Raw genomic sequence first — 20553 nt, 5'->3', positions numbered from 1 at the left:
CGGTCAGAACTTGTAGTTGGCACCCAGGTAGAACTGGGAGCTGCTGTGCAGGTCAAGGGATCCCACCTTGCCGCCGCCGTGCGGGCTCATCTCGGTACTCGCGTTGGTACGCAGGTAACGGTAGCCGCCTTCTACGGATGCGTTCTTGCCGAGTTCCTGGAGGATACCGGCTTGGGCGCCGATGGCGTACCCCACATCGCTGTCGCGGCTGTAGCCCTTGGAGTCCTGCTCCAGCTTGACCAGGCCGGCGGTGCCGCCGCCGAACAGCTTGGTGCCCTGGTCGCCCAGCGGCAGGAAGGCGTCGTAGCTGCCGAGCAGGTTCTGCTGGCGCAGCTTCAGGCCGTTCTCGGTGTCGGAGACGTTTTCATAGGTGACGTAGTAGCGACCCTGCTCCATCTGCTGGCCGGCGCGTACGCCCCAGGTGCCGCTGTTGTTGATCACACTGTCGAATTTCGGGTTGCCGAGGTTGCGGTTCAGCGCATCGGACTTCTGGATGTTGTTGCTGGTTTCACCCCAGGTCATACCGACGAAGGTGTCGGCGGCATTGGCTGCGGTAGCGGCGACGCTGGCACCGAGAATGGCGGTGGCGAGGGCGATTTTCTTCATGGTGTTCATGGGGATTCTCCCGTCAAGGATGTCTGTAATGTGTTGACGGGAAGTAGGTTACGAGGGGGGCACTGAACCGAACCTGTCGGACTGCTGAACCAATGCTGAACGACTTGGCTGAAGGAAATTTCGCTCCTACAGAAATGCAAAGCCCCGGCACAGGCCGGGGCTTTGCTGGAACGGGCGGGATGCTCAGCCGCCCTGCAACGCCTTCAGGATCTTCTGTCCAGCGCGACCGTCCGCCGGCGTCATACCGCGCTTGTTCTGCTCCTGCTGGATCGCCTTGCGCGTCACATCGCCGATCATGCCGTCGGGCTGGCCGATGTCGTAGCCACGCTGGACCAGCAACTCCTGCAGCTCCTTGCGCTGCGCGCGGCTCAAGCCCGGATCATCGGTCGGCCAGGGCGTGCGCAGGCCCGGCTCGCCGCGCAGGCGATCGGACAGCAAGGCAATGGCCAGCGCGTAGCTTTCCGCCGCGTTGTAGGAATAGATCGCGTCGTAGTTGCGCAGCACCAGGAAGGCCGGGCCGTTGGCGCCCGCCGGCAGCAGGATCGCCGCCTTGGAATCGATGCTCGGGATCGGCTTGCCGTCGACACGTTTCACGCCGCGGCTGGTCCAGTCGGACAGCGCACGGCGCTTGGTGCGCCCCGCCAGCGAGGCGTCGAAGCCCGCCGGCAGTTTCACTTCGTAGCCCCACGGCTGCCCTTCGCGCCAGCCGGCCTTGCGCAGGTAGTTGGCGGTGGACGCCAGGGCGTCGGCGGTACTGCCTACGAGATCGCGATGACCGTCGCCGTCGAAGTCCTCGGCGATGCGCGCGTAGGTCGAGGGCATGAACTGCGTCTGGCCAAAGGCGCCCGCCCAGGAACCGGTGATGCCGCTGTCGCGGATATCGCCCTGCTGCAGCAGCTTGAGGGTGGCGATGAACTCGCCCTGGAAGAACGACTGGCGCCGCCCATAGCAGGACAGCGTCGACAGCGACACCAGCAGCGGGCGCTTGCCGGTGATGCGCCCGTAATCGCTCTCCACGCCCCACACGGCGACCACCGTGGCCGGGTCGACTTGATAGCGCGCCGCGACCTTGCGCAGCAGGTCGGCGTGCTCGGCCATACGCGCCTTGCCGTCAGCCACGCGCTGGTCGTCCACCAACCCGGCCAGGTAGTCCCAGATCGGCGTGGTGAACTCGGGCTGGGCGTCCAGCAGCGGCAGCACGCTCATGTCCGGCTGCAGACCCTGGGTGAATTGCGCGAAGCTGGCGGCGCTGACGCCCTTGGCCTGGGCTGCACCCTGCAGACGATTCAGGCAGGAACCGAAATCGTCGCCCGGCGCTGCCTGCGCCAATGCCGCCGGCAGCAGCAGGGACAAGGCCAGGGACGCGCGGCGCGCGATGGAGGAAGTCTTCATTGGTGTCGAATGCTCAGATCGGTGAAGGTGGCGCGCCCGCCCTCGCTGGCGGGCCCGCGATTGTCCTGCAGGTAGAGCCCTGCCTTGAAGTACAGGCCCTGGTAGGCCCATTTCGTATCCAGTTGCTGGCTGACCTGGCCGCCCTCGACCTGCACGCTCAGCACCCCGCTGCTGGACACGCCCAGCCGGTAGGTAAAGGTATCGCCCAGCGCAATGCCGTCATAGACGGTATAGGTGCGCGTGGTGATGTCGTCCGGCCGATCGCGAACCAGCGCCTGTACCCGCGCCTTGTCCAGGCGCTGCTGGTACACCAGCTTGACCAGCGGCAGGGCCTCGGCGCTGCCGCTGCCGTTGCTGTGGATCTGCCCGATCACCATGCGCCGGCTGGAGGGCACGGACTCCACGCGCAGAGTGGCGACCATCAGGTTCTCCGCCAGCGGATAGCGCCAGGTCAGCAGACGGCCGTCGGGCTTGGTCTCGCGCAGTTCGGTGCGGGGATATTCGCTGCCGCTGGTATGAGCGCCGTTCACCGGCACCCAGAACTCCACGCCATCGGCGCTGCGGCGGAAATACGGGCTCTCGTAGTCACGGCCGAGTTTCGCCGTGGAAATGGTCGCGGCCGGGCCGCGTTGGGGAATGGTCAGATTCCAGGTGCTCAGGTCCAACATCGGCCTATCGCTTCGCGGGTCAGGACATGGGCGCAAGGGTAGACGAGGCTGTCGGACTTTTCATCCATGCGGCTTCCCCCCTCTTCTGACGAACAACCGCGCCCTTGAGCGGCCGCGTGCAGTCTGCACGGGCGTTTTCCGCATCACCGGCTATCGTCATGGTTTCCGCCATCCGCCATCCGCCATTGCCACGGCCAACGCCACGGAGAAACCTCATGCGCCTGCTCACTGCCCTGCTGCTGTTCGCCTTCGCGGCCAGCGCTTCAGCCGCGATCAAGACTCAGGAAATCCCCTACGAATCCACTGACGGCACGAAGATGATCGGTTATTTCGCCTACGACGACGCCAAGTCCGGCATCCGTCCCGGCGTCATCGTCGTCCACGAATTCTGGGGCCTGAACGACTACGCGAAAAGCCGCGCGCGGCAGCTCGCCGAACTGGGCTACAGCGCCCTGGCCATCGACATGTACGGCGAAGGCAAACACACCGACCATCCCAACGATGCCAAGGCCTTCATGGCCGAGGCGCTGAAGAATGCCGACGCCGCCAAGGCGCGCTTCCAGGCCGGCCTGGAGTTGCTGAAGAAACAGCCGCAGACCGACCCGAGCAAGATTGCCGCCATCGGTTACTGCTTCGGCGGCAAGGTGGTACTGGACATGGCCCGCGCCGGCCTGCCGCTGGCCGGCGTGGCCAGCTTCCACGGCGTGCTGGCGACCCAGACGCCGGCGCAGCCGGGGCAGATCAAGGCGAAGATACTGGTCGAGCACGGCGGCGCCGACACCCTGGTTCCGGCCGAGAGCGTTGCGGCATTCAAGACAGAAATGGACAACGCCAAGGCCGACTACAAGCTGGTGATCCAGCCCGGTGCCAAGCACAGCTTCACCAGCCCGGACGCTGACAAGCACAAGGGGCACGGGCTGGACGTGGGCTACGACAAGACCGCCGACCAGAAGTCCTGGGCGGACCTGCAGGCGTTCTTCAAGGAAATCTTCGACGTCAAACCGGACGCGTCATAAATCGCAGGCAATAAAAAACGGGAGCCCATTCGGGCTCCCGCACTCAATCAAGTGTCTAAGGTCAGAGCCCGCCTTGGCGGTACTCCAACAACAACCTCACCTGCGTCCCCTAGGGAACGCGGCGTGCAGTGTGACAAAGCTTGTCAGACGAATCCGTACGCCTTTGGTGAAGGTTTGCAAACGAATGTAAGTGCCGCGTGACTGGTGAGCCACGTTCCGGCGCGGCAGAATGCTCCCATGACTGCCCTCCCCGACTTCTGCACCCCCCTCGATGCCGACTGGCCCCTGCCCACCCCGCTGGCAGGCATTCAATTGCGCAGCACCCGCTTCGACCGCCAGCGCCTGCAGGCCGGGGACTTTTCCCTGAGCCAGGTCGAGGCGCCGGCCAACATCCAGCGCTCCGTCGCCAAGCGCCAGGCCGAGTACCTGGCGGGGCGCATCTGCGCCCGCGCGGCATTGCTGGCCGCAGGCTCGACGGCCTGGGTACCGGGCACCGACGAAGAACGTGCGCCGGTCTGGCCGACGGGCTTCTGCGGCTCGATCACCCACGGTGACGGCTGGGCGGCGGCCATTGTCGCCCGTGACAGTTGCTGGCGCGGGCTCGGCCTGGACGTGGAGAACCGCCTGGAAACCGCACGAGCGGAGCGACTGGCCGCTGAAATCCTCACGCCTGACGAACTGGCGCGCCTCGACCCACGGCAGGCGGCGCTGCAGGTCACCCTGACCTTTTCCCTCAAGGAAAGCCTGTTCAAGGCGCTCTTCCCGCTGGTGCGCAAGCGCTTCTACTTCGAGCACGCCGAGCTGCTGAGCTGGTCCGCCGGGGGCCATGCGCGCCTGCGTCTGCTCACCGACCTGTCGGAGGAATGGCACCACGGCAAGGAGATCGACGGGCAGTTCAGCCTGTTCGATGAACGCCTGCTGAGCCTGGTGGCCATTCCTTCGGTCAAGGGCAGCGCCTGACCGCCGCGACTGACAGACACATCCGAAAGTCTTGACTTAAAAGTCAGAATTTGGCGTCATGCACGCCATCCAGACGTCCCCGTACCTCTTTTGATCCTCAAGTTTTGCCTTCAGAGGAATCGTCAGCAGGCCTATCGGTATATAGAATCTTATACAGCCAAACGGCAACGTCTGGTTCTTGGGGTCCCCACAAAAAGAAATGACCATCGGAGCAAACGTAATGACCAGAAACACCCTGGCGCTCGCCATTGCCGCCAGCTCGCTCGGCCTCATCGCGCAATCGGCACACGCCGGCGGCTTCATCGAAGACAGCAAGGCCAGCCTGACCCTGCGTAACTTCTACATCAACACCGACAACCGCAACGGCCCCGCCTCACCCAGCAAGCAGGAAGAATGGGGCCAGGGCTTCATGCTCAACTATTCCTCGGGCTTCACCCAGGGCACCGTGGGCTTCGGCGTCGACGCCCTGGGCCTGCTCGGCGTGCGCCTGGACGGCGGCGGCAAGGCCGGCAAGGCCGGCGTGGATCGCCAGCCCGGCACCATCTTCCCGCTGGAGAGCGATGGCAGCGCCGTCGACGAATTCAGCAGCCTCGGCATGACTGCCAAGGCGAAGATCTCCAAGACCGAATTCCGCTACGGCACCCTGCAGCCCAAGCTGCCGGTGGTGGTCTACAACGACGCCCGCCTGCTGCCGATGACCTACGAAGGTGGCCAGGTCACCTCCACCGACATCGACAACCTGACCCTGACCGGCGGCCAACTGACCCACACCAAGGGCCGCAACTCCACCGACTGGCGCAGCATGTCCATCGCCGGCGCCAACGGTAGCAGCGCCTCTTCGCGCGACAGCAACAAGTTCTACTTCGCCGGCGGCGACTACAAGGCGACCAAGAACCTGACCCTGTCGTACTACTACGGCGAACTGGACAACTTCTACAAGCAGAACTACCTCGGCCTCGTCCATAACTGGGGCATCGGACCGGGTACCCTGAAGTCCGACATCCGCGTCTTCATCAGCGACTCCGACGGCAAGAACGGCAGCGCCTCCGGCCGCGCCGACGGCTACGTCAGCAGCGGTTACTACGGCGGCAACAGCCTGAAGGGCGAAGTGGACAACAACGTCTACAGCGGCATGTTCACCTACTCCCTGGGCGGCCACAGCATCGGCGCCGGTTACCAGACCATGACCGGCGACAGCGACTTCCCCTACCTCAACCGCGGCGACGGCGAAGGCACCAGCACCTACCTGATCTCCGACGCCCAACTGCTGAAGTTCAACCGTGCCGGCGAGCGCACCTGGATCGGTCGCTACGCCTATGACTTCGCCGACCTCGGCATGCCCGGCCTGACCTTCAGCGTGCTCTACCTGAACGCCGACAACATCGACACCAAGCAAGGCGACAAGGGCGAGTGGGAACGCGATATCGCCCTGGGCTACGTGGTCCCGGAAGGCACTTTCAAGGGCCTGGGCCTGGCCTGGAAGAACGCCGCCATGCGCAGCGGCCTGCCGGCAACCACCACCGCGGGCGTGCCGAGCCAGCGCGACCAGGACGAGAACCGCCTGATCGTCAGCTACACCATCCCGCTGCTGTAAGGCGTGGAGTGAAACGAAGAAGGGCGGCCAATGGCCGCCCTTTTTGTTTCTGATCTATCCGCAAAGCTGGTCGTCAGGAGGCATCTGCAGGATGGCGTGGAGCGCAGCGATACCCATCGCTCCAGCGCACCGGCAGCCTGGGTATCGGCGCGCTCCACCCATCCTACGAGAAGCAGGCGCAGTCTCAGGCCAGCAACGCCACCGATTTGATCTGCGCCCAAACTTCCTGCCCGGCGTGCAGGCCGAGCTGGTCGTGGGAGTAACGGGTGATCCGCGCCAGCAGCGGCGTGCCGGCCACATCCAGCTTCACCAGCAGGTGCGCCGGGTTGTCCGTCGGCACGATCTCGACAACGGTCGCCGGCAGCACGTTGAGGATGCTGCTGTGGGCCGCCGGCTCCAGGCTCAGGCTGACGTCCCGCGCCTGCACCTTGATGCGCAGCGCCCTGCCCTTGTCCATCGGCGCGTGGGCCAGGCGGATGCGCTGCTCGCAGTGGGGCAGCGCCAGGGTCAGCAACCCGTAGTCGGCGTTGTGCCCCAGCACCTGGCCGTCGATTACCACACCGGCGTCTTCCAGATGGGAGATGGGCAGGTCGGTGCGAGCCAGGGTCTCCACCACCGGGCCACTGGCGATGGCCTTGCCCTGGTCCAGCAGCACCAGGTGATCGGCCAGCCGCGCCACTTCATCCGGCGAGTGGCTGACGTAGAGAATCGGGATATCCAGCTCGTCGTGCAGGCGCTCCAGGTACGGCAGGATTTCCGCCTTGCGCTTGAGGTCCAGCGCCGCCAGCGGCTCGTCCATCAGCAGCAGGCGCGGGCTGGTCAGCAACGCCCGAGCCATGCCGACTCGCTGGCGTTCGCCGCCGGAGAGGTGACCCGGCATGCGCTCCAGCAGATGGCCGATGCCCAGCAGTTCGGTGGCCTGCTCCAACGCCACACGGTGCTGGTCGCGCGGCACGCGCTTCATGCCGTAGGTGAGGTTGCGCTTCACCGACAGATGCTCGAACAGGTTGGCGTCCTGGAACACATAGCCCAGCGCGCGCTGGTGCGGCGGCAGGAACACACCGCTCGCGCTGTCCTGCCAGACCTCGCCGTTCACCACCAGCCGGCCGATCGGCGCACGCTCCAGGCCCGCCACGCAGCGCAGACAGGTGGTCTTGCCGGAGCCGGAATGGCCGAACAGTGCGGTCACGCCCTTGCCCGGCAGCTGCAGGTCGACGTCCAGGCTGAAGCCCGAATAGGCGATCTGGAAGCGGGCCTCGATGGCACGCGCGGAAAACTCTTGCGACATGCCCACCTCAGGCCCAGGCCGACCGGCTGCGGCGACTCGCATAGAGCGCCAGCAGGACGAAGAAGGAGAAGATCACCATGCCGCCGGCCAGCCAGTGCGCCTGGGCGTACTCCATGGCCTCGACGTGATCGAATATCTGCACCGACACCACGCGGGTCTTGCCCGGGATGTTGCCACCGATCATCAGCACCACCCCGAACTCGCCCACCGTGTGGGCAAAGCCGAGGATGCTGGCAGTGATGAAGCCCGGCCGCGCCAGCGGCAGGACCACGGAAAAGAAGGTATCCAGGGGGCTCGCGCGCAAGGTCGCGGCGGCCTCCAGCGGCTTGTTGCCGATGGCCTCGAAGGCGTTTTGCAATGGCTGCACCACGAAGGGCAGCGAATAGAACACCGAGCCCACCACAAGCCCGGCGAAGGTGAACGGCAGGCGCCCCAGCCCCAGGCTCTCGGTCGCCTGGCCGATGACGCCGTGGGGGCCCATGGTGATCAGCAGGTAGAAGCCGATCACCGTCGGCGGCAGCACCAACGGCAGCGCCACCACCGCTCCCAGCGGACCTTTCAGCCAGGAGCGGGTGCGCGACAGCCACCAGGCGATCGGCGTGCCGATCAGCAGGAGGATCAAAGTGCTCAGGGCGGCCAGCTCGATGGTGAGCCGGATGGCCAGGAAATCCTCCTGCGTGAGGGGCATCGCTATTCCTTGAAGGCTTAGAGTTCGTAACCGTAGGACTTGATCACCGCAGCGGCCTTCGGCCCTTTCAGGTACTCGACCAGGGCCTTGGCGGCGGCGCTGTCCTTGCCCTTATTGAGGATCACGGCATCCTGGCGGATCGGGTCATGCAGGTCGGCCGGGACGATCCAGGCGGAACCGCTGGTCACCTTGCCATCCTTGTAGATCTGCGACAACGCCACGAAGCCCAGCTCCGCGTTGCCGGTGGAGACGAACTGGAAGGCCTGGGTGATGTTCTGGCCTTCGACGATCTTGCCGGCGACCTTGTCCTTCAGGCCGAGCTTGTCGATCACCTGGGTGGCGGCCAGGCCGTAGGGCGCGGCTTTCGGGTTGGCGATGGACAGGTGCTTGTACTCGTTCTTCTTCAGCACCTCGCCCTTGGCGTCGACGTAGCCGTCTTTCGCCGACCACAGCGCCAGGGTGCCCACGGCATAAGTGAAGCGTGAACCGGGGACGATTTCCTTCTCTTCCTCGAGCTTCTTCGGCGTGGTGTCGTCGGCGGCGAGGAAGACCTCGAACGGCGCGCCATTCTTGATCTGGGTGTAGAACTGGCCGGTGGCACCGTAGGCGGCGACCAGCTTGTGGCCGGTGTCCTTCTCGAAGTCCTTGGCGATCGCCTGGATCGGCGCAGTGAAGTTGGCGGCGACGGCAACCTGCACTTCATCGGCCAGGGCCGAGTGCAGGGTGAAGCAGGATGCGACCAGCAGGGAAAGACTTGCGAAGCGGTGTTTCATCGTGAGGCTCCAGTGGGTGTTGTTTTTTAAAACTTCGATTTGTCAGGACTGGTCTATAAACTCGGTTCAGCCCCGTGTTACGCCCGGCGCAAAGCCGGCCATTCAAAACGTTCAAGGAGAGTCAGTTCATGAAGGTCAGTGCACGCAACGTGTTCAAGGGCAGCGTCAAGCAACTGCGCAACGGTGCGGTCAACGCGGAAGTCGTGGTCGCCCTGCCCGGCGGCAGCGAGCTGGTGGCGATCGTCACCGAGGAAAGCGTGAAGAGCCTGAATCTTGCCCAGGGCAAGGAAGTCATCGCGCTGGTCAAGGCGCCCTGGGTGATGCTGATGACCGAGGCCGACGGCATCCGCCTGTCCGCGCGCAACTGCCTGGCCGGCACGGTGAAGTCGGTCACCGACGGCGCGGTGAACGCCGAAGTCGTGCTGAGCCTGCCGGGCGGCACCGAAGTGGTGGCCGTAGTCACCCGCGATGCGGTCAGTGAGCTGGGCCTGGCGGCCGGCGTGAAGGCGACTGCAGTGATCAAAGCGTCCCATGTGATCCTCGGTGTTCCTGCCTGAAACCCTGCGCGGGCCTGTCGCTGACAGGTCCGCCTGCCGTGCCTGCAAGCGATCGTTATAGCAAAAATTACATAACGATACCGGTGACTCTGCAATACCCCCTAAGAGAGAGCGAACTCGAAAGGCTATTTACCGTAGGGAAGGCATGCAGAGTGACGCGGCGACTGCCATCCACCCGTGATGGCACCGCAGCATTCTGCATTTTTTGACTTCAAGGTCAAATATTGTCTTCGACCTTCGGCGCCTGGCGGCGTGGCCACATCAGCGTGAAGCACGCGCCGCCCAGCACTTCGCTTTTGGCGATCTGCGCGCGGCCGCCGTGCCAGTGGATGATCCGCCGCACGATGGACAGCCCCAGCCCATGCCCGCCGGTAACCCGCGTGCGGCTGTCGTCGGCGCGGAAGAACGGCTGGAACAGTCGATGCCACTGCGCTTCCGGCACGCCGGGGCCGTCGTCCTCCACATCCACCTGGCAGCGGTCCACGCTCACCCGGTAACTGATGCGCACCCGCCCCTCGGCGTAGCGCAGCGCGTTGGTCATCAGGTTCTGCAGCGCGCGATGCAGGTAGCGCGGCTCAGCCTCGATCCAGCTGCCCTGGTCGAACGGCACCAACGCACCCGCCTCGCAGGTGACGGTGATTTCCCGGCGCAGCGGGGCGATCTCCGACACCACCTGCTCCACCAGCGCGCCCAGCTCGATGCGCTGGTAGCTCAGCGCCGGCGAGCCCTGCTCCAGCCGCGCGTAGGTGAGCATCTCGTCCACCAGCTGGTCGAGGTCCTGAATGTCGCCATCCATGCCTTCCATGTACTTGCGCCGCGCCGTCTCAGTCTCGGCGGACTCGATCATCTCCAGCCCGAAACGCAACCGCGCCACCGGTGTGCGCAGCTCGTGGGATACCGCGCGCACCAGCTCGCGCTGCACCGTCAGCAGCAGGTGCAACTGCTCGGCCATGTGGTTGAAGGCCCCGGCGAGGCGCCCCACCGAGTCCGCGCCGCGCACCTCCACGCGGGTGTCCAGGCTGCCGCGGGCAATGCGCGTGGCGGCGGACTCGAGCCCGCGCAGGCGCTGCTCCAGGCCGCTGATCAGCAGGTACAGGGTCAGGCCGATCAGGGTCAGCGCGACGACCACGATGATCGTCAGCAACTGCGGCGGGTACGGATTCATCTGGTAGATCGGCCCCAGCTCCAGCACCCAGGGCGTGTCGAGTATGCCGGAGAGCACGCGGATCGAATCGCCGCCCTTGCCCAGCGCCATCACCGTGTCGCCCTCTTCCACGCGGCGGCTCTGGTCGTCGTCCAGGTCGACCTCCTTCAGGCGCAGCAGGTGCACCTCGAAGCCGAAACGCTTGTCGCGGACGATGCGCGCCAGGTGATAGGGCTGCTCGCTGGCAGGGTAGCGCTTGAGCTCGTCCATCAGCAGGTAGATGGTGGCGCGCGCCAGTTGCTCGCTGACCTGCTCCACCTCGCCGGTGAGGATCAGCCCTTCCGCTGCACTCACCTGGGTCATCACCTTCACTTCATGGGGCGCGCCGGCCTGCACCAGCACCTGGTCGTTCATCAGCCGCGCCCGGCTCCGCCCTTCCATGCCCAGCGCGTCCAGGCTGGTAAGCTTCAGCGGGATGCCCAGCAGGCGGCTCCACTGGCTCAGCGCACGCTTGCGGTCCACCTCGCTCATGGGCAGCAGCTCATCCGCCATCAGGCGGAAGGTGCCGCGCGCCAGGTCCTCGCGGTAACGCTCACCACGCACGTCGTTGACCAGGTGCAACGTCAGCACCGCCAGCGCGGCGACCGCCACCAGGGTCAGCAGCATGCCGCCGTAGATGCGCAGGAAGATGGATTTCATTGAGGGCTGTTCCGGGGTGACACGGTGCAGGCTGGGAGCACCCTCACCCTAGCCCTCTCCCAGAGGGAGAGGGGACTGTGCGGAGTACGCGTGAAGATTGGCGCCCTGCTCGAATGGCTCGGCTGGCATCGATCACGACAGGACAACACCGAATCGGCAGCTCGCACGGACGGCCCCCTCTCCCCCTGGGAGAGGGTTGGGGTGAGGGCAGGCCCGAGCACCGGACTCACCCTGCCTCCTCCGAGTTGAGCAACCCGTAGTTGTCCAGGCTGAGGAACGCCCCGTCCTTCACCTCGCATTCGCGGCGCCGGCCTTCCAGCGTGAACCCCTGGCGCAGCAGCAGGCGGCCGCTGGCAAGGTTCTCCGTTTCCACCTCGGCCTCGATGCGGTGCACGTTCATTTCGCGGAAGGCGTGGCGGAAGATCAGCGGCAGGCACTCGCCCATCACGCCCTGTCCCCAGTGCTCGGGCAGCAGCCAGTAGCCCAGTTCCAGGCGGCGATGTTCCTGCTGCCAGTTGTTGAAGCCGCAGCCGCCGAGGATGTCCTCGGGCGCATCCGGCCGGCAGATCGCCCACCAGATGCCGCTGCTTTCCTTATAGATGCGCTCGAACCACTCCATCTGCTCGCGGGTGGCTTCCAGCGTCGCGTAGGAGACGCCGTAGTAGCGGATCACCTCGGGATGCGACAGCGCGCGGAACACCGCCGGCTGGTCGGCATCGGTGAAAGCCCGCAGGCGGAAGCGTTCGCCATGCAGCTCGGGGAACGGTGGCACGGCGCTCACGGCTCAGAGTTCCCCGACGAACAGGTAGCCCTTGCTGCGCACCGTCTTGATCAGGCGCGGGTGCATCGGGTCGTCGCCGATCTTCGGGCGGATGCGCGAGATGCGCACGTCGATGGAACGGTCCTGGCCGTCGTACTCGATACCGCGCAGGGAGTTGAAGATTTCCTCGCGGGAGAGAATGCGTCCGACGTTGGCCGCCAGCAGCCAGAGCAGGTCGAACTCGGCGCTGGTCAGCTCGATGGTCTGCTCGTCCAGCCAGGCCTCGCGCATCGCATTGTCGATCACCAGCTTGCCGAAGGTCAGGCGCTTGCCGCTCACCGCCGGCGCAGCCTCGGCCGGCTCACTGCGGCGCAGCAGGGCGCGGATGCGCGCCAGCAGCACGCGCGGGCGCACCGGCTTGCACACGTAGTCGTCGGCGCCCATCTCCAGGCCCTGCACCTGGTCCATGTCGTCGGTACGCGCGGTGAGCATCAGGATCGGCCCGTCGTAATCCGGGCGCAGGCGCTTGCAGATGGACAACCCATCCTCACCCGGCAGCATCAGGTCGAGCACCACCAGGTCCGGCCGTTCGGCCAGCACCCGTTCCACCGCCTTGCCGCCATGGGACTCGATGGACACCGCCAGGCCGTTGCTCTCCAGGTAATCCTGGGTCAACTCGGCCAGTCGCTGGTCGTCCTCGACGATGAGAATGCGCGCTTCTTGTTCCACCTTGCCTCCTGATGCGCCATGAGCGAGCACGGCCCCTCTTACTATAGAGAGCCCGCAAAAGCGGCCGGCATTGTAGCCAGATTGCCAGTGCCGCCGCACGCCAACGGCGTAAACAGGCATTGCACGAAAAGGTCAAGGGCTGCTGCGCCAGAAACACTACATATTGTGGTAGTGTTCCTCCCCGCGCAGCGCCCCTTACGCGTGTGAAAAATCTGTCGCCGAGCACGACGAACGGTGAAAGGCAGTCAGCATCAGGGATAGCGCGAGTTACCCCGCTTCACCCACATTCCATGCACATTTTATCCACAGCTTTTCCCCGCCTCCCCGCCTTGCAAACACCCCCTTAGCGCATTATCTTGTATCCCCGTTGCGGTATACCCCTACATCTTGGGGTTACAGCAGCGAACCGGACACAAGAAGAAAGTCGAAATCCCGAGCCTGTTCCACGGCTCCTCCGGTTCCACCACAACGTATTCCAGACGTACTGATGTGCCAGGCGGCCCCGCCCGCGAGGAGCGATTCATGTCGATGGAAATGCGGTACGGGTGTTGCAACGTAACGTTCAACACCACTAGGTATTGTGGTCCCGGCCCGTAAAGCCGGCACCCGAGATGGGCCAGGGAGGCGCTTCGGGTCATTCCCCCTGTTCCAGAAGAATTCCAGCTTGCGGCTGCAATCGCGGGCGACTGCTCTTTTTGCTCTTTATTTCGCAACGACGCCCCGGCGTCAGCAACACACCAAATTACGAGAACGTGGAGACAACCACCCATGCAAATCGACACCACTCGCGAGAACCCGCAGGCCAACGCGCCGCAGGCCGCCGAATCCGCTCAGGATCTGGCTGCCACCGCGCCCGGCCAGCTGCGCGTGATCAAGCGCAACGGCACCGTAGTTCCCTACACCGATGACAAGATCACCGTAGCCATCACCAAGGCGTTCCTCGCCGTGGAAGGCGGCACCGCCGCCGCCTCGTCGCGCATCCATGAGACCGTGCGCCGCCTGACCGAACAGGTCACCGCGACCTTCAAGCGCCGCATGCCCTCCGGTGGCACCATCCACATCGAAGAAATCCAGGACCAGGTCGAACTGTCCCTGATGCGCGCCGGCGAACAGAAAGTCGCCCGCGACTACGTGATCTACCGCGAAGCCCGTGCCAACGAGCGCAAGACCGCCGGCGTCGCCAGCGACATCGCCCAGCCGCACCCGAGCATCCGCATCACCAAGGCCGACGGCAGCACCCAGCCGCTGGACATGGGCCGCCTGCAGACCATCATCCGCGAAGCCTGCGAAGGCCTGGCCGAAGTCGATGGCGCCCTGATCGAACGCGAGACCCTGAAGAACCTGTACGACGGCGTTGCCGAGAAGGACGTCAACACCGCCCTGGTGATGACTGCCCGTACCCTGGTCGAGCGCGAGCCGAACTACTCCTACGTCACCGCCCGCCTGCTGATGGACACCCTGCGCGCCGAAGCCCTGGGCTTCCTCGGCGTCGCCGAGAGCGCCACTCACCACGAGATGGCCGACCTCTACGCGCAGGCCCTGGTTGCCTACGTCGAGAAGGGCTCCGAGTTCGAGCTGATCGACAGCAAGCTCAAGGGCTACGACCTGGCCAAACTGGGCGCCGCGATCAACCACGAGCGCGACCAGCAGTTCACCTACCTCGGCCTGCAGACCCTGTACGACCGCTACTTCATCCACAAGGACGGCATCCGTTTCGAACTGCCGCAGGTCTTCTTCATGCGCGTGGCCATGGGCCTGGCCATCGAAGAGAAGGACCGTGAAGCTCGCGCCATCGAGTTCTACAACCTGCTCTCCTCCTTCGACTACATGTCGTCGACCCCGACCCTGTTCAACGCCGGCACCCTGCGTCCGCAGCTCTCCAGCTGCTACCTGACCACCGTTCCGGACGACCTGTCGGGCATCTACAACGCCATCCACGACAACGCCATGCTGTCCAAGTTCGCAGGCGGCCTGGGCAACGACTGGACTCCGGTCCGCGCGCTGGGCTCCTACATCAAGGGCACCAACGGCAAGTCCCAGGGCGTGGTTCCGTTCCTCAAAGTGGTGAACGACACCGCGGTGGCCGTGAACCAGGGTGGCAAGCGCAAGGGCGCCGTCTGCGCCTACCTGGAAACCTGGCACCTGGACATCGAGGAATTCCTCGAGCTGCGCAAGAACACCGGTGACGACCGTCGCCGCACCCACGACATGAACACCGCGAACTGGATTCCGGACCTGTTCATGAAGCGCGTCTTCGACGACGGCAAGTGGACCCTGTTCTCCCCGTCGGAAGTTCCGGACCTGCACGATCTGACCGGCAAGGCCTTCGAAGAGCGCTACGAGTATTACGAAGCCCTGACCGAGTACAACAAGATCAAGGTGTTCAAGGTCGTCCAGGCCAAAGACCTGTGGCGCAAGATGCTCTCCATGCTCTTCGAGACCGGCCACCCGTGGCTGACCTTCAAGGACCCGTGCAACCTGCGCAGCCCGCAGCAGCACGTGGGCGTGGTCCACAGCTCGAACCTGTGCACCGAGATCACCCTGAACACCAACAAGGACGAGATCGCGGTCTGCAACCTGGGCTCGATCAACCTGGTCAACCACATCGTCGACGGCAAGCTGGACACCGCCAAGCTCGAGAAGACCGTGAAGACCGCCGTGCGCATGCTCGATAACGTTATCGACATCAACTACTACTCGGTCCCGCAGGCTCGCAACTCGAACCTCAAGCACCGCCCGGTTGGCCTGGGCATCATGGGCTTCCAGGACGCGCTGTACCTGCAGCACATCGCCTACGGCTCCGACGCTGCCATCGAGTTCGCCGACAAGTCCATGGAAGCGGTGAGCTACTTCGCCATCCAGGCTTCCTGTGACCTGGCCGACGAGCGTGGCGCCTACGAGACCTTCGACGGCTCCCTGTGGTCCAAGGGCATCCTGCCGCTGGACTCCCAGCAGATCCTCATCGAAGCCCGTGGCCAGAAGTACATCGACGTCGACCTGACCGAATCCCTCGACTGGGCTCCGGTACGTGCCCGCGTACAGAAAGGCATCCGTAACTCGAACATCATGGCCATTGCGCCGACCGCGACCATCGCCAACATCACCGGCGTATCGCAGTCCATCGAGCCGACCTACCAGAACCTGTACGTGAAATCGAACCTCTCCGGCGAATTCACCGTGATCAACCCCTACCTGGTTCGCGACCTGAAAGTGCGCGGCCTGTGGGACCCGGTCATGGTCAACGACCTGAAGTACTACGACGGCTCCGTGCAGCAGATCGAGCGCATCCCGCAAGACCTGAAGGACCTGTACGCCACCGCCTTCGAAGTCGAGACCAAGTGGATCGTCGACGCCGCCAGCCGCCGCCAGAAGTGGATCGATCAGGCCCAGTCCCTGAACCTCTACATCGCCGGCGCCTCGGGCAAGAAGCTGGACGTGACCTACCGCATGGCCTGGTTCCGTGGTCTGAAGACCACCTACTACCTCCGTGCCCTGGCCGCGACCAGCACCGAGAAGTCCACCATCAACACCGGCAAGCTCAACGCCGTGTCGGCCGGTGGCAACGAAGGCCTGCAAGCCGCCGCTGCCGAGCCGCAGCCGGCTCCGGTCCCTCAGGCATGCAGCATCGACAATCCCGACTGCGAAGCCTGCCAATAAGGTGAGCGCGCCGCGAAAGCGGCGCTGACACCGAAACGGCAGACCGCACGGACTGTCCCCTCTCCCTCTGGGAGAGGGCTAGGGTGAGGGGCTCTTCCGGGCCCCTTTTCCCCACCGAACAACAGCCTCCTCCGCCGCGCACCGCGCAGGACGGAAGACGCACAAGCTCTTAGCGTGCACCACACGCCACCAGACATCAGGCCGCCCTAGAACGGCCATCCAGAACAGGAGAGGACCCATGCTGAGCTGGGACGAATTCGACAAAGAAGACGCCACCGAAGCCAAGGCCGCCCCGGCCGTCGCCCAGGCCGCCGCGCAGAACGCTGACAAACTCGACGCCGACGCCGCCGGCTCCGTCGAAGAAGCGCGCGCCGTTTCCGCCGACGACTCCGACGCCGTCGCCCGCGCCAAGCAGGCCCTCGACGCCCTGGACATCCAGGAAGGCCTGGACGATCTCGAAGGCTCCGCCGCCCGCGTACAAGTCGGCGACAAGCAGATGATCAACGCCCGCGCCGACCTCAACCAGCTCGTACCCTTCAAGTACGACTGGGCCTGGCAGAAGTATCTGGATGGTTGCGCCAACCACTGGATGCCCCAGGAAGTGAACATGAACGCCGACATTGCCCTGTGGAAGAGCAAGGACGGCCTGTCCGAAGACGAGCGCCGCATCGTCATGCGCAACCTCGGCTTCTTCTCCACCGCCGACTCCCTGGTCGCCAACAACCTGGTGCTGGCCGTCTACCGCCTGATCACCAACCCCGAATGCCGCCAGTACATCCTGCGCCAGGCCTTCGAAGAAGCGATCCACACCCACGCCTACCAGTACTGCATCGAGTCGCTGGGCATGGACGAGGGCGAAATCTTCAACATGTACCACGAGATTCCTTCGGTCGCTAAGAAAGCGTCCTGGGGCCTCAAGTACACCCGCTCGATCTCCGATCCGAAGTTCGAAACCGGCACCCCGGAGACCGACCGCCAGTTCCTGCGCAACCTGATCGCCTACTACTGCGTCCTGGAAGGCATCTTCTTCTACTGCGGCTTCACCCAGATTCTCTCCATGGGCCGCCGCAACAAGATGACCGGCACTGCAGAGCAGTTCCAGTACATCCTGCGCGACGAATCCATGCACCTGAACTTCGGCATCGACGTGATCAACCAGATCAAGATCGAAAACCCGCACCTGTGGGATGCCCAGATGAAGGACGAGGCCACCCAGATGATCCTCCAGGGCACCCAACTGGAGATCGAATACGCTCGTGACACCATGCCGCGTGGCGTACTGGGCATGAACGCCGCGATGATGGAGGACTACCTCAAGTTCATCGCCAACCGTCGCCTGACCCAGATCGGCCTCAAAGAGGAATACCCGGGCACCAGCAACCCGTTCCCGTGGATGAGCGAAATCATGGACCTCAAGAAGGAAAAGAACTTCTTCGAGACCCGCGTGATCGAGTACCAGACCGGCGGCGCGCTGAGCTGGGACTGACGGAAGTAGTAGCACCACCGCAAGTCAAGACCATTAGAAACGCTGTAGACCGAAATGGAATTTTGGGGCAGTGATAAAGAAAGACGAAAAGCCCCGCCTAGTGCGGGGCTTTTTATGCGTTCAACATGACTATTGATATTAAAGAGCCATCCATGTAGATTCATTTGAAAACCCATCATGGATGAAGGGATGACAAAGCCAAAGCCCCGCCATGCGCGGGGCTTTTTGCTAATTAAGGAAAATACAAAAATGAATATTCACATAAAGAGAAATTCCGAAAGCAACGAGTTTGAGCAAAGGGCTTTTAATCTGCTAAAGAAACTCTGCGCACAATCTGAAACTCCGTTTTATTCCGGCCCTGAAGCTGGCGAAATATACAAAAGCATTGATGCATTTGCCCCAGCTGGAATCTTGGGACTACCAGGCCCGACAGCTATAGAAATGACGCTAGCAAACAATTTAGCCAGCCTCAGCCTAAGAGTATTACGAATTCGATCTCTACTACCCAAAATACGTAGCATTCTACTTGTCACGGACAGGTCAGAAAACTACGTAATAAACGCAACAAAAAGCCTATTAGAGAAGCACGAATTCGAGGTAAAGGTTATAGGAAAGGACTTCCTCTCTGAGCTTTCACAAAAATTCCCAGAAATAGCAATTCCATACGATCACAAATTGCTATCGATAGCCATAGAGTCACTTAAGAAAATTGAATCAGGCTCACAAAACAAGTCTCACATTGAAAGCCTAAAAACCGCCTACAAGAACGACCAACTAGTTCTATACCTAGGCGCGGGAGTTTCTCTCGATAGCAATCTCCCTACCTGGAAAGAACTCCTTGCCCGGCTAATATCCACAGTGCTAAAAAAGCACAACAACGCCATGGGCATCAAAAATGAGATAAATGGTTTAATAGATGTCTTCAAAGAAAACTCACCTGAGTCCCCTCTTATTGCTGCAAGAATTCTATCTGACGCTTTAGGAGATGAGTTCCCAAATGAAGTCAGGAGTGCTCTGTATAAAGAGTTCGACCCAAACACCAGAACAAAGTTAATTGAAAAGATCGGATCAATTTGCTCACCGCAGCGCTCGAAGCTTGGCCTGCAAGCGGTAGTCACCTACAATTACGATGAAATACTTGAAGCAGAACTCTCTAGGCGATCAATTTCTCATTATGTAGTCACAAAAGAAACCGACAGCCCATCTGCCAATGAACTACCAATATACCACCCCCATGGCTTTCTCCCGATACATGGAGAACTTAGCCAAGAACTAAAATCAGCGCTGGTCCTGTCCGAAAACGCATACCACCTACAATTTATGGACCCTTACTCCTGGGCAAACATAACCCAACTTAACTTGCTAAGAAATTATTCCTGCCTATTTATTGGCTGCAGCATGACCGACCCAAATCAACGCCGACTTCTTGAAATATCCCAAAGCAAACGAAGTGGCGTTCGACATTATGCAATACTCAAAGATAATTGGAAATCAAAGACAGAAAACTTCAGCTCCCAAGAGGCAGGAAACATACTTAGAGGCTTTGAGGAAGCATCACTTAGCAAGCTTGGTGTATCGATTATCTGGATCAATGACTACAACGAGATACCTGACATAGTAGCCAGCATCAAAGAATAATCGACCAAACCAAATAAGGGCTGGCACTTCAAAGCCACCCTTATTCTATTTGACAGCAACTTATTTTCTAAATAACTTAGAAGCCAGCGCCTAAGAAACGCTTCACGTAGCGGCATTACTGCTCCCGAAAGTAGCGGTGTACCCATTAAGGTAATGGATATGCCTATCACTCCCTACCTTCGCCCCGAAGGCGCTTCGCTGTACCCGCCCTCTTCTCCCTCCTTCCCGGAGGTGCGCCATGTCTGAAGAGTTCCTGATCCCCACCGAATTCATCCGCCACAAGCGCCTGTTGCGCGCCGTGCTGCGGGAAGACCAGTGCTGGTTCTGCGCCCACGACCTGGGCCGGCTGATCGGCGTTCCATGGCTGGCCGAGCGCGTGGAACGCAACCTGGACGACGACCAGTTCCGCCGCGCCTGGGTGCGCGATGGCAGCGGCGATTACGTCGATGAGCTGCTGATCAGCGAGTCGGCGGTGTATGCGGCGTTGATTCACTACTTCCATCCGGAGAATCGCAGCGTGCGGCAGTGGTTGTCGCTGCATGTGATTCCGGCGTTACGGGACCAGCATCGGGTGGATGCTGGCAAGCCGAGACGGGAGCTCCTGCGGGGGACGACGACGTTGTCGGTGTTGAAGTGGCAGGGTGTGACCTGGGTGCCCTACCAGAACTGGCCCGAGCTGAGCCTCGGGCCGGAGAGCAAGACGTAGGATGGTGTGGAGCGGAGCGATACCCATCGCTCTGCTCTTCCCATTCGACGCGCGGGCGTTCCCTTGTAGGAGCGGGCCATGCCCGCGATCCGCCGGCAGGGCCGGCGCCCGTTTCGGTGCCTGTGTTGGTCTGTTGCTTCGGAATGGGTGTTTCTGCGCCGCTTCGGCGTACGCGCGGGCTTT

General features: G+C 62.7%; 17 protein-coding genes. 8 read left to right on the top strand and 9 right to left on the bottom strand.

The features are described 5' to 3' along the window. Positions 1-3: 3 nt before the first annotated feature. The 3 genes from IB275_RS09080 to IB275_RS09070 form a co-directional block, all read right to left on the bottom strand. Positions 4-615, bottom strand: a complete 612-nt coding sequence (locus tag IB275_RS09080; protein ID WP_192289112.1) for an outer membrane beta-barrel protein — start codon at positions 613-615, stop codon at positions 4-6. Between the two features lie 183 nt (positions 616-798). Next, complete coding sequence (locus IB275_RS09075; protein ID WP_192289114.1) at positions 799-2007, bottom strand: lytic murein transglycosylase; 1209 nt, start codon at positions 2005-2007, stop codon at positions 799-801. Next, on the bottom strand, positions 2004-2675 hold the full coding sequence (locus tag IB275_RS09070; RefSeq protein ID WP_192289116.1) for a polysaccharide lyase family 7 protein: 672 nt from the start codon (positions 2673-2675) through the stop codon (positions 2004-2006). Before IB275_RS09070 ends, IB275_RS09075 begins: the two co-directional genes overlap by 4 nt. A gap of 215 nt (positions 2676-2890) precedes the next feature. Here IB275_RS09070 and IB275_RS09065 point away from each other — a divergent pair, with 215 nt between their 5' ends. The 3 genes from IB275_RS09065 (at position 2891) to IB275_RS09055 (ending at position 6245) form a co-directional block, all read left to right on the top strand. Then, positions 2891-3691 (top strand): dienelactone hydrolase family protein, encoded by an 801-nt coding sequence (locus tag IB275_RS09065; protein ID WP_081518071.1) that lies wholly within the window; start codon positions 2891-2893, stop codon positions 3689-3691. Positions 3692-3928: 237 nt separating this feature from the next. Beyond that, a complete protein-coding gene (locus tag IB275_RS09060; protein ID WP_151186430.1) occupies positions 3929-4651 on the top strand; it encodes a 4'-phosphopantetheinyl transferase family protein in 723 nt (240 codons plus the stop codon). A 220-nt stretch (positions 4652-4871) separates the two neighbouring features. Then, positions 4872-6245 (top strand): OprD family porin, encoded by a 1374-nt coding sequence (locus tag IB275_RS09055; RefSeq protein ID WP_192289118.1) that lies wholly within the window; start codon positions 4872-4874, stop codon positions 6243-6245. A 184-nt stretch (positions 6246-6429) separates the two neighbouring features. Here IB275_RS09055 and modC read toward each other — a convergent pair whose 3' ends face one another. From modC to modA, 3 genes are read right to left on the bottom strand one after another with little or no spacing between them, the layout of a single operon-like run. Then, positions 6430-7533, bottom strand: a complete 1104-nt coding sequence (modC, locus tag IB275_RS09050; RefSeq protein ID WP_192289120.1) for a molybdenum ABC transporter ATP-binding protein — start codon at positions 7531-7533, stop codon at positions 6430-6432. A 7-nt stretch (positions 7534-7540) separates the two neighbouring features. Next, entirely contained in the window at positions 7541-8227 is a 687-nt protein-coding gene (modB, locus tag IB275_RS09045; RefSeq protein ID WP_138212850.1) for a molybdate ABC transporter permease subunit, read from the bottom strand. Between the two features lie 11 nt (positions 8228-8238). After that, complete coding sequence (gene modA / locus IB275_RS09040) at positions 8239-8994, bottom strand: molybdate ABC transporter substrate-binding protein (RefSeq protein WP_045217828.1); 756 nt, start codon at positions 8992-8994, stop codon at positions 8239-8241. Between the two features lie 128 nt (positions 8995-9122). Here modA and IB275_RS09035 point away from each other — a divergent pair, with 128 nt between their 5' ends. Beyond that, a complete protein-coding gene (locus IB275_RS09035) occupies positions 9123-9551 on the top strand; it encodes a TOBE domain-containing protein (protein ID WP_192289122.1) in 429 nt (142 codons plus the stop codon). Between the two features lie 217 nt (positions 9552-9768). Here IB275_RS09035 and IB275_RS09030 read toward each other — a convergent pair whose 3' ends face one another. The 3 genes from IB275_RS09030 to IB275_RS09020 form a co-directional block, all read right to left on the bottom strand. Beyond that, a complete protein-coding gene (locus tag IB275_RS09030) occupies positions 9769-11394 on the bottom strand; it encodes an ATP-binding protein (RefSeq protein WP_225607754.1) in 1626 nt (541 codons plus the stop codon). A gap of 226 nt (positions 11395-11620) precedes the next feature. After that, positions 11621-12175, bottom strand: coding sequence for a GNAT family N-acetyltransferase (locus IB275_RS09025; RefSeq protein ID WP_151186426.1), 555 nt, complete (start codon positions 12173-12175; stop codon positions 11621-11623). A gap of 3 nt (positions 12176-12178) precedes the next feature. Beyond that, positions 12179-12883, bottom strand: a complete 705-nt coding sequence (locus IB275_RS09020) for a response regulator (RefSeq protein ID WP_192289124.1) — start codon at positions 12881-12883, stop codon at positions 12179-12181. Positions 12884-13651: 768 nt separating this feature from the next. Here IB275_RS09020 and IB275_RS09015 point away from each other — a divergent pair. From IB275_RS09015 to IB275_RS09000, 4 genes are all read left to right on the top strand, one after another. Then, complete coding sequence (locus IB275_RS09015) at positions 13652-16540, top strand: ribonucleoside-diphosphate reductase subunit alpha (protein WP_138212845.1); 2889 nt, start codon at positions 13652-13654, stop codon at positions 16538-16540. A 238-nt stretch (positions 16541-16778) separates the two neighbouring features. Further along, positions 16779-18026, top strand: a complete 1248-nt coding sequence (locus IB275_RS09010) for a ribonucleotide-diphosphate reductase subunit beta (protein WP_081518061.1) — start codon at positions 16779-16781, stop codon at positions 18024-18026. Positions 18027-18203: 177 nt separating this feature from the next. Beyond that, entirely contained in the window at positions 18204-19664 is a 1461-nt protein-coding gene (locus tag IB275_RS09005; protein WP_192289126.1) for an SIR2 family protein, read from the top strand. Between the two features lie 238 nt (positions 19665-19902). Beyond that, positions 19903-20370, top strand: coding sequence for a BRO-N domain-containing protein (locus IB275_RS09000; RefSeq protein ID WP_192289128.1), 468 nt, complete (start codon positions 19903-19905; stop codon positions 20368-20370). The last annotated feature ends 183 nt before the right edge of the window (positions 20371-20553 follow it).

This window comes from Pseudomonas sp. PDM21, from assembly GCF_014852505.2.
In the GTDB taxonomy this organism is placed as follows: domain Bacteria; phylum Pseudomonadota; class Gammaproteobacteria; order Pseudomonadales; family Pseudomonadaceae; genus Pseudomonas.
This window is presented reverse-complemented; position numbering and strand designations above follow the sequence as displayed.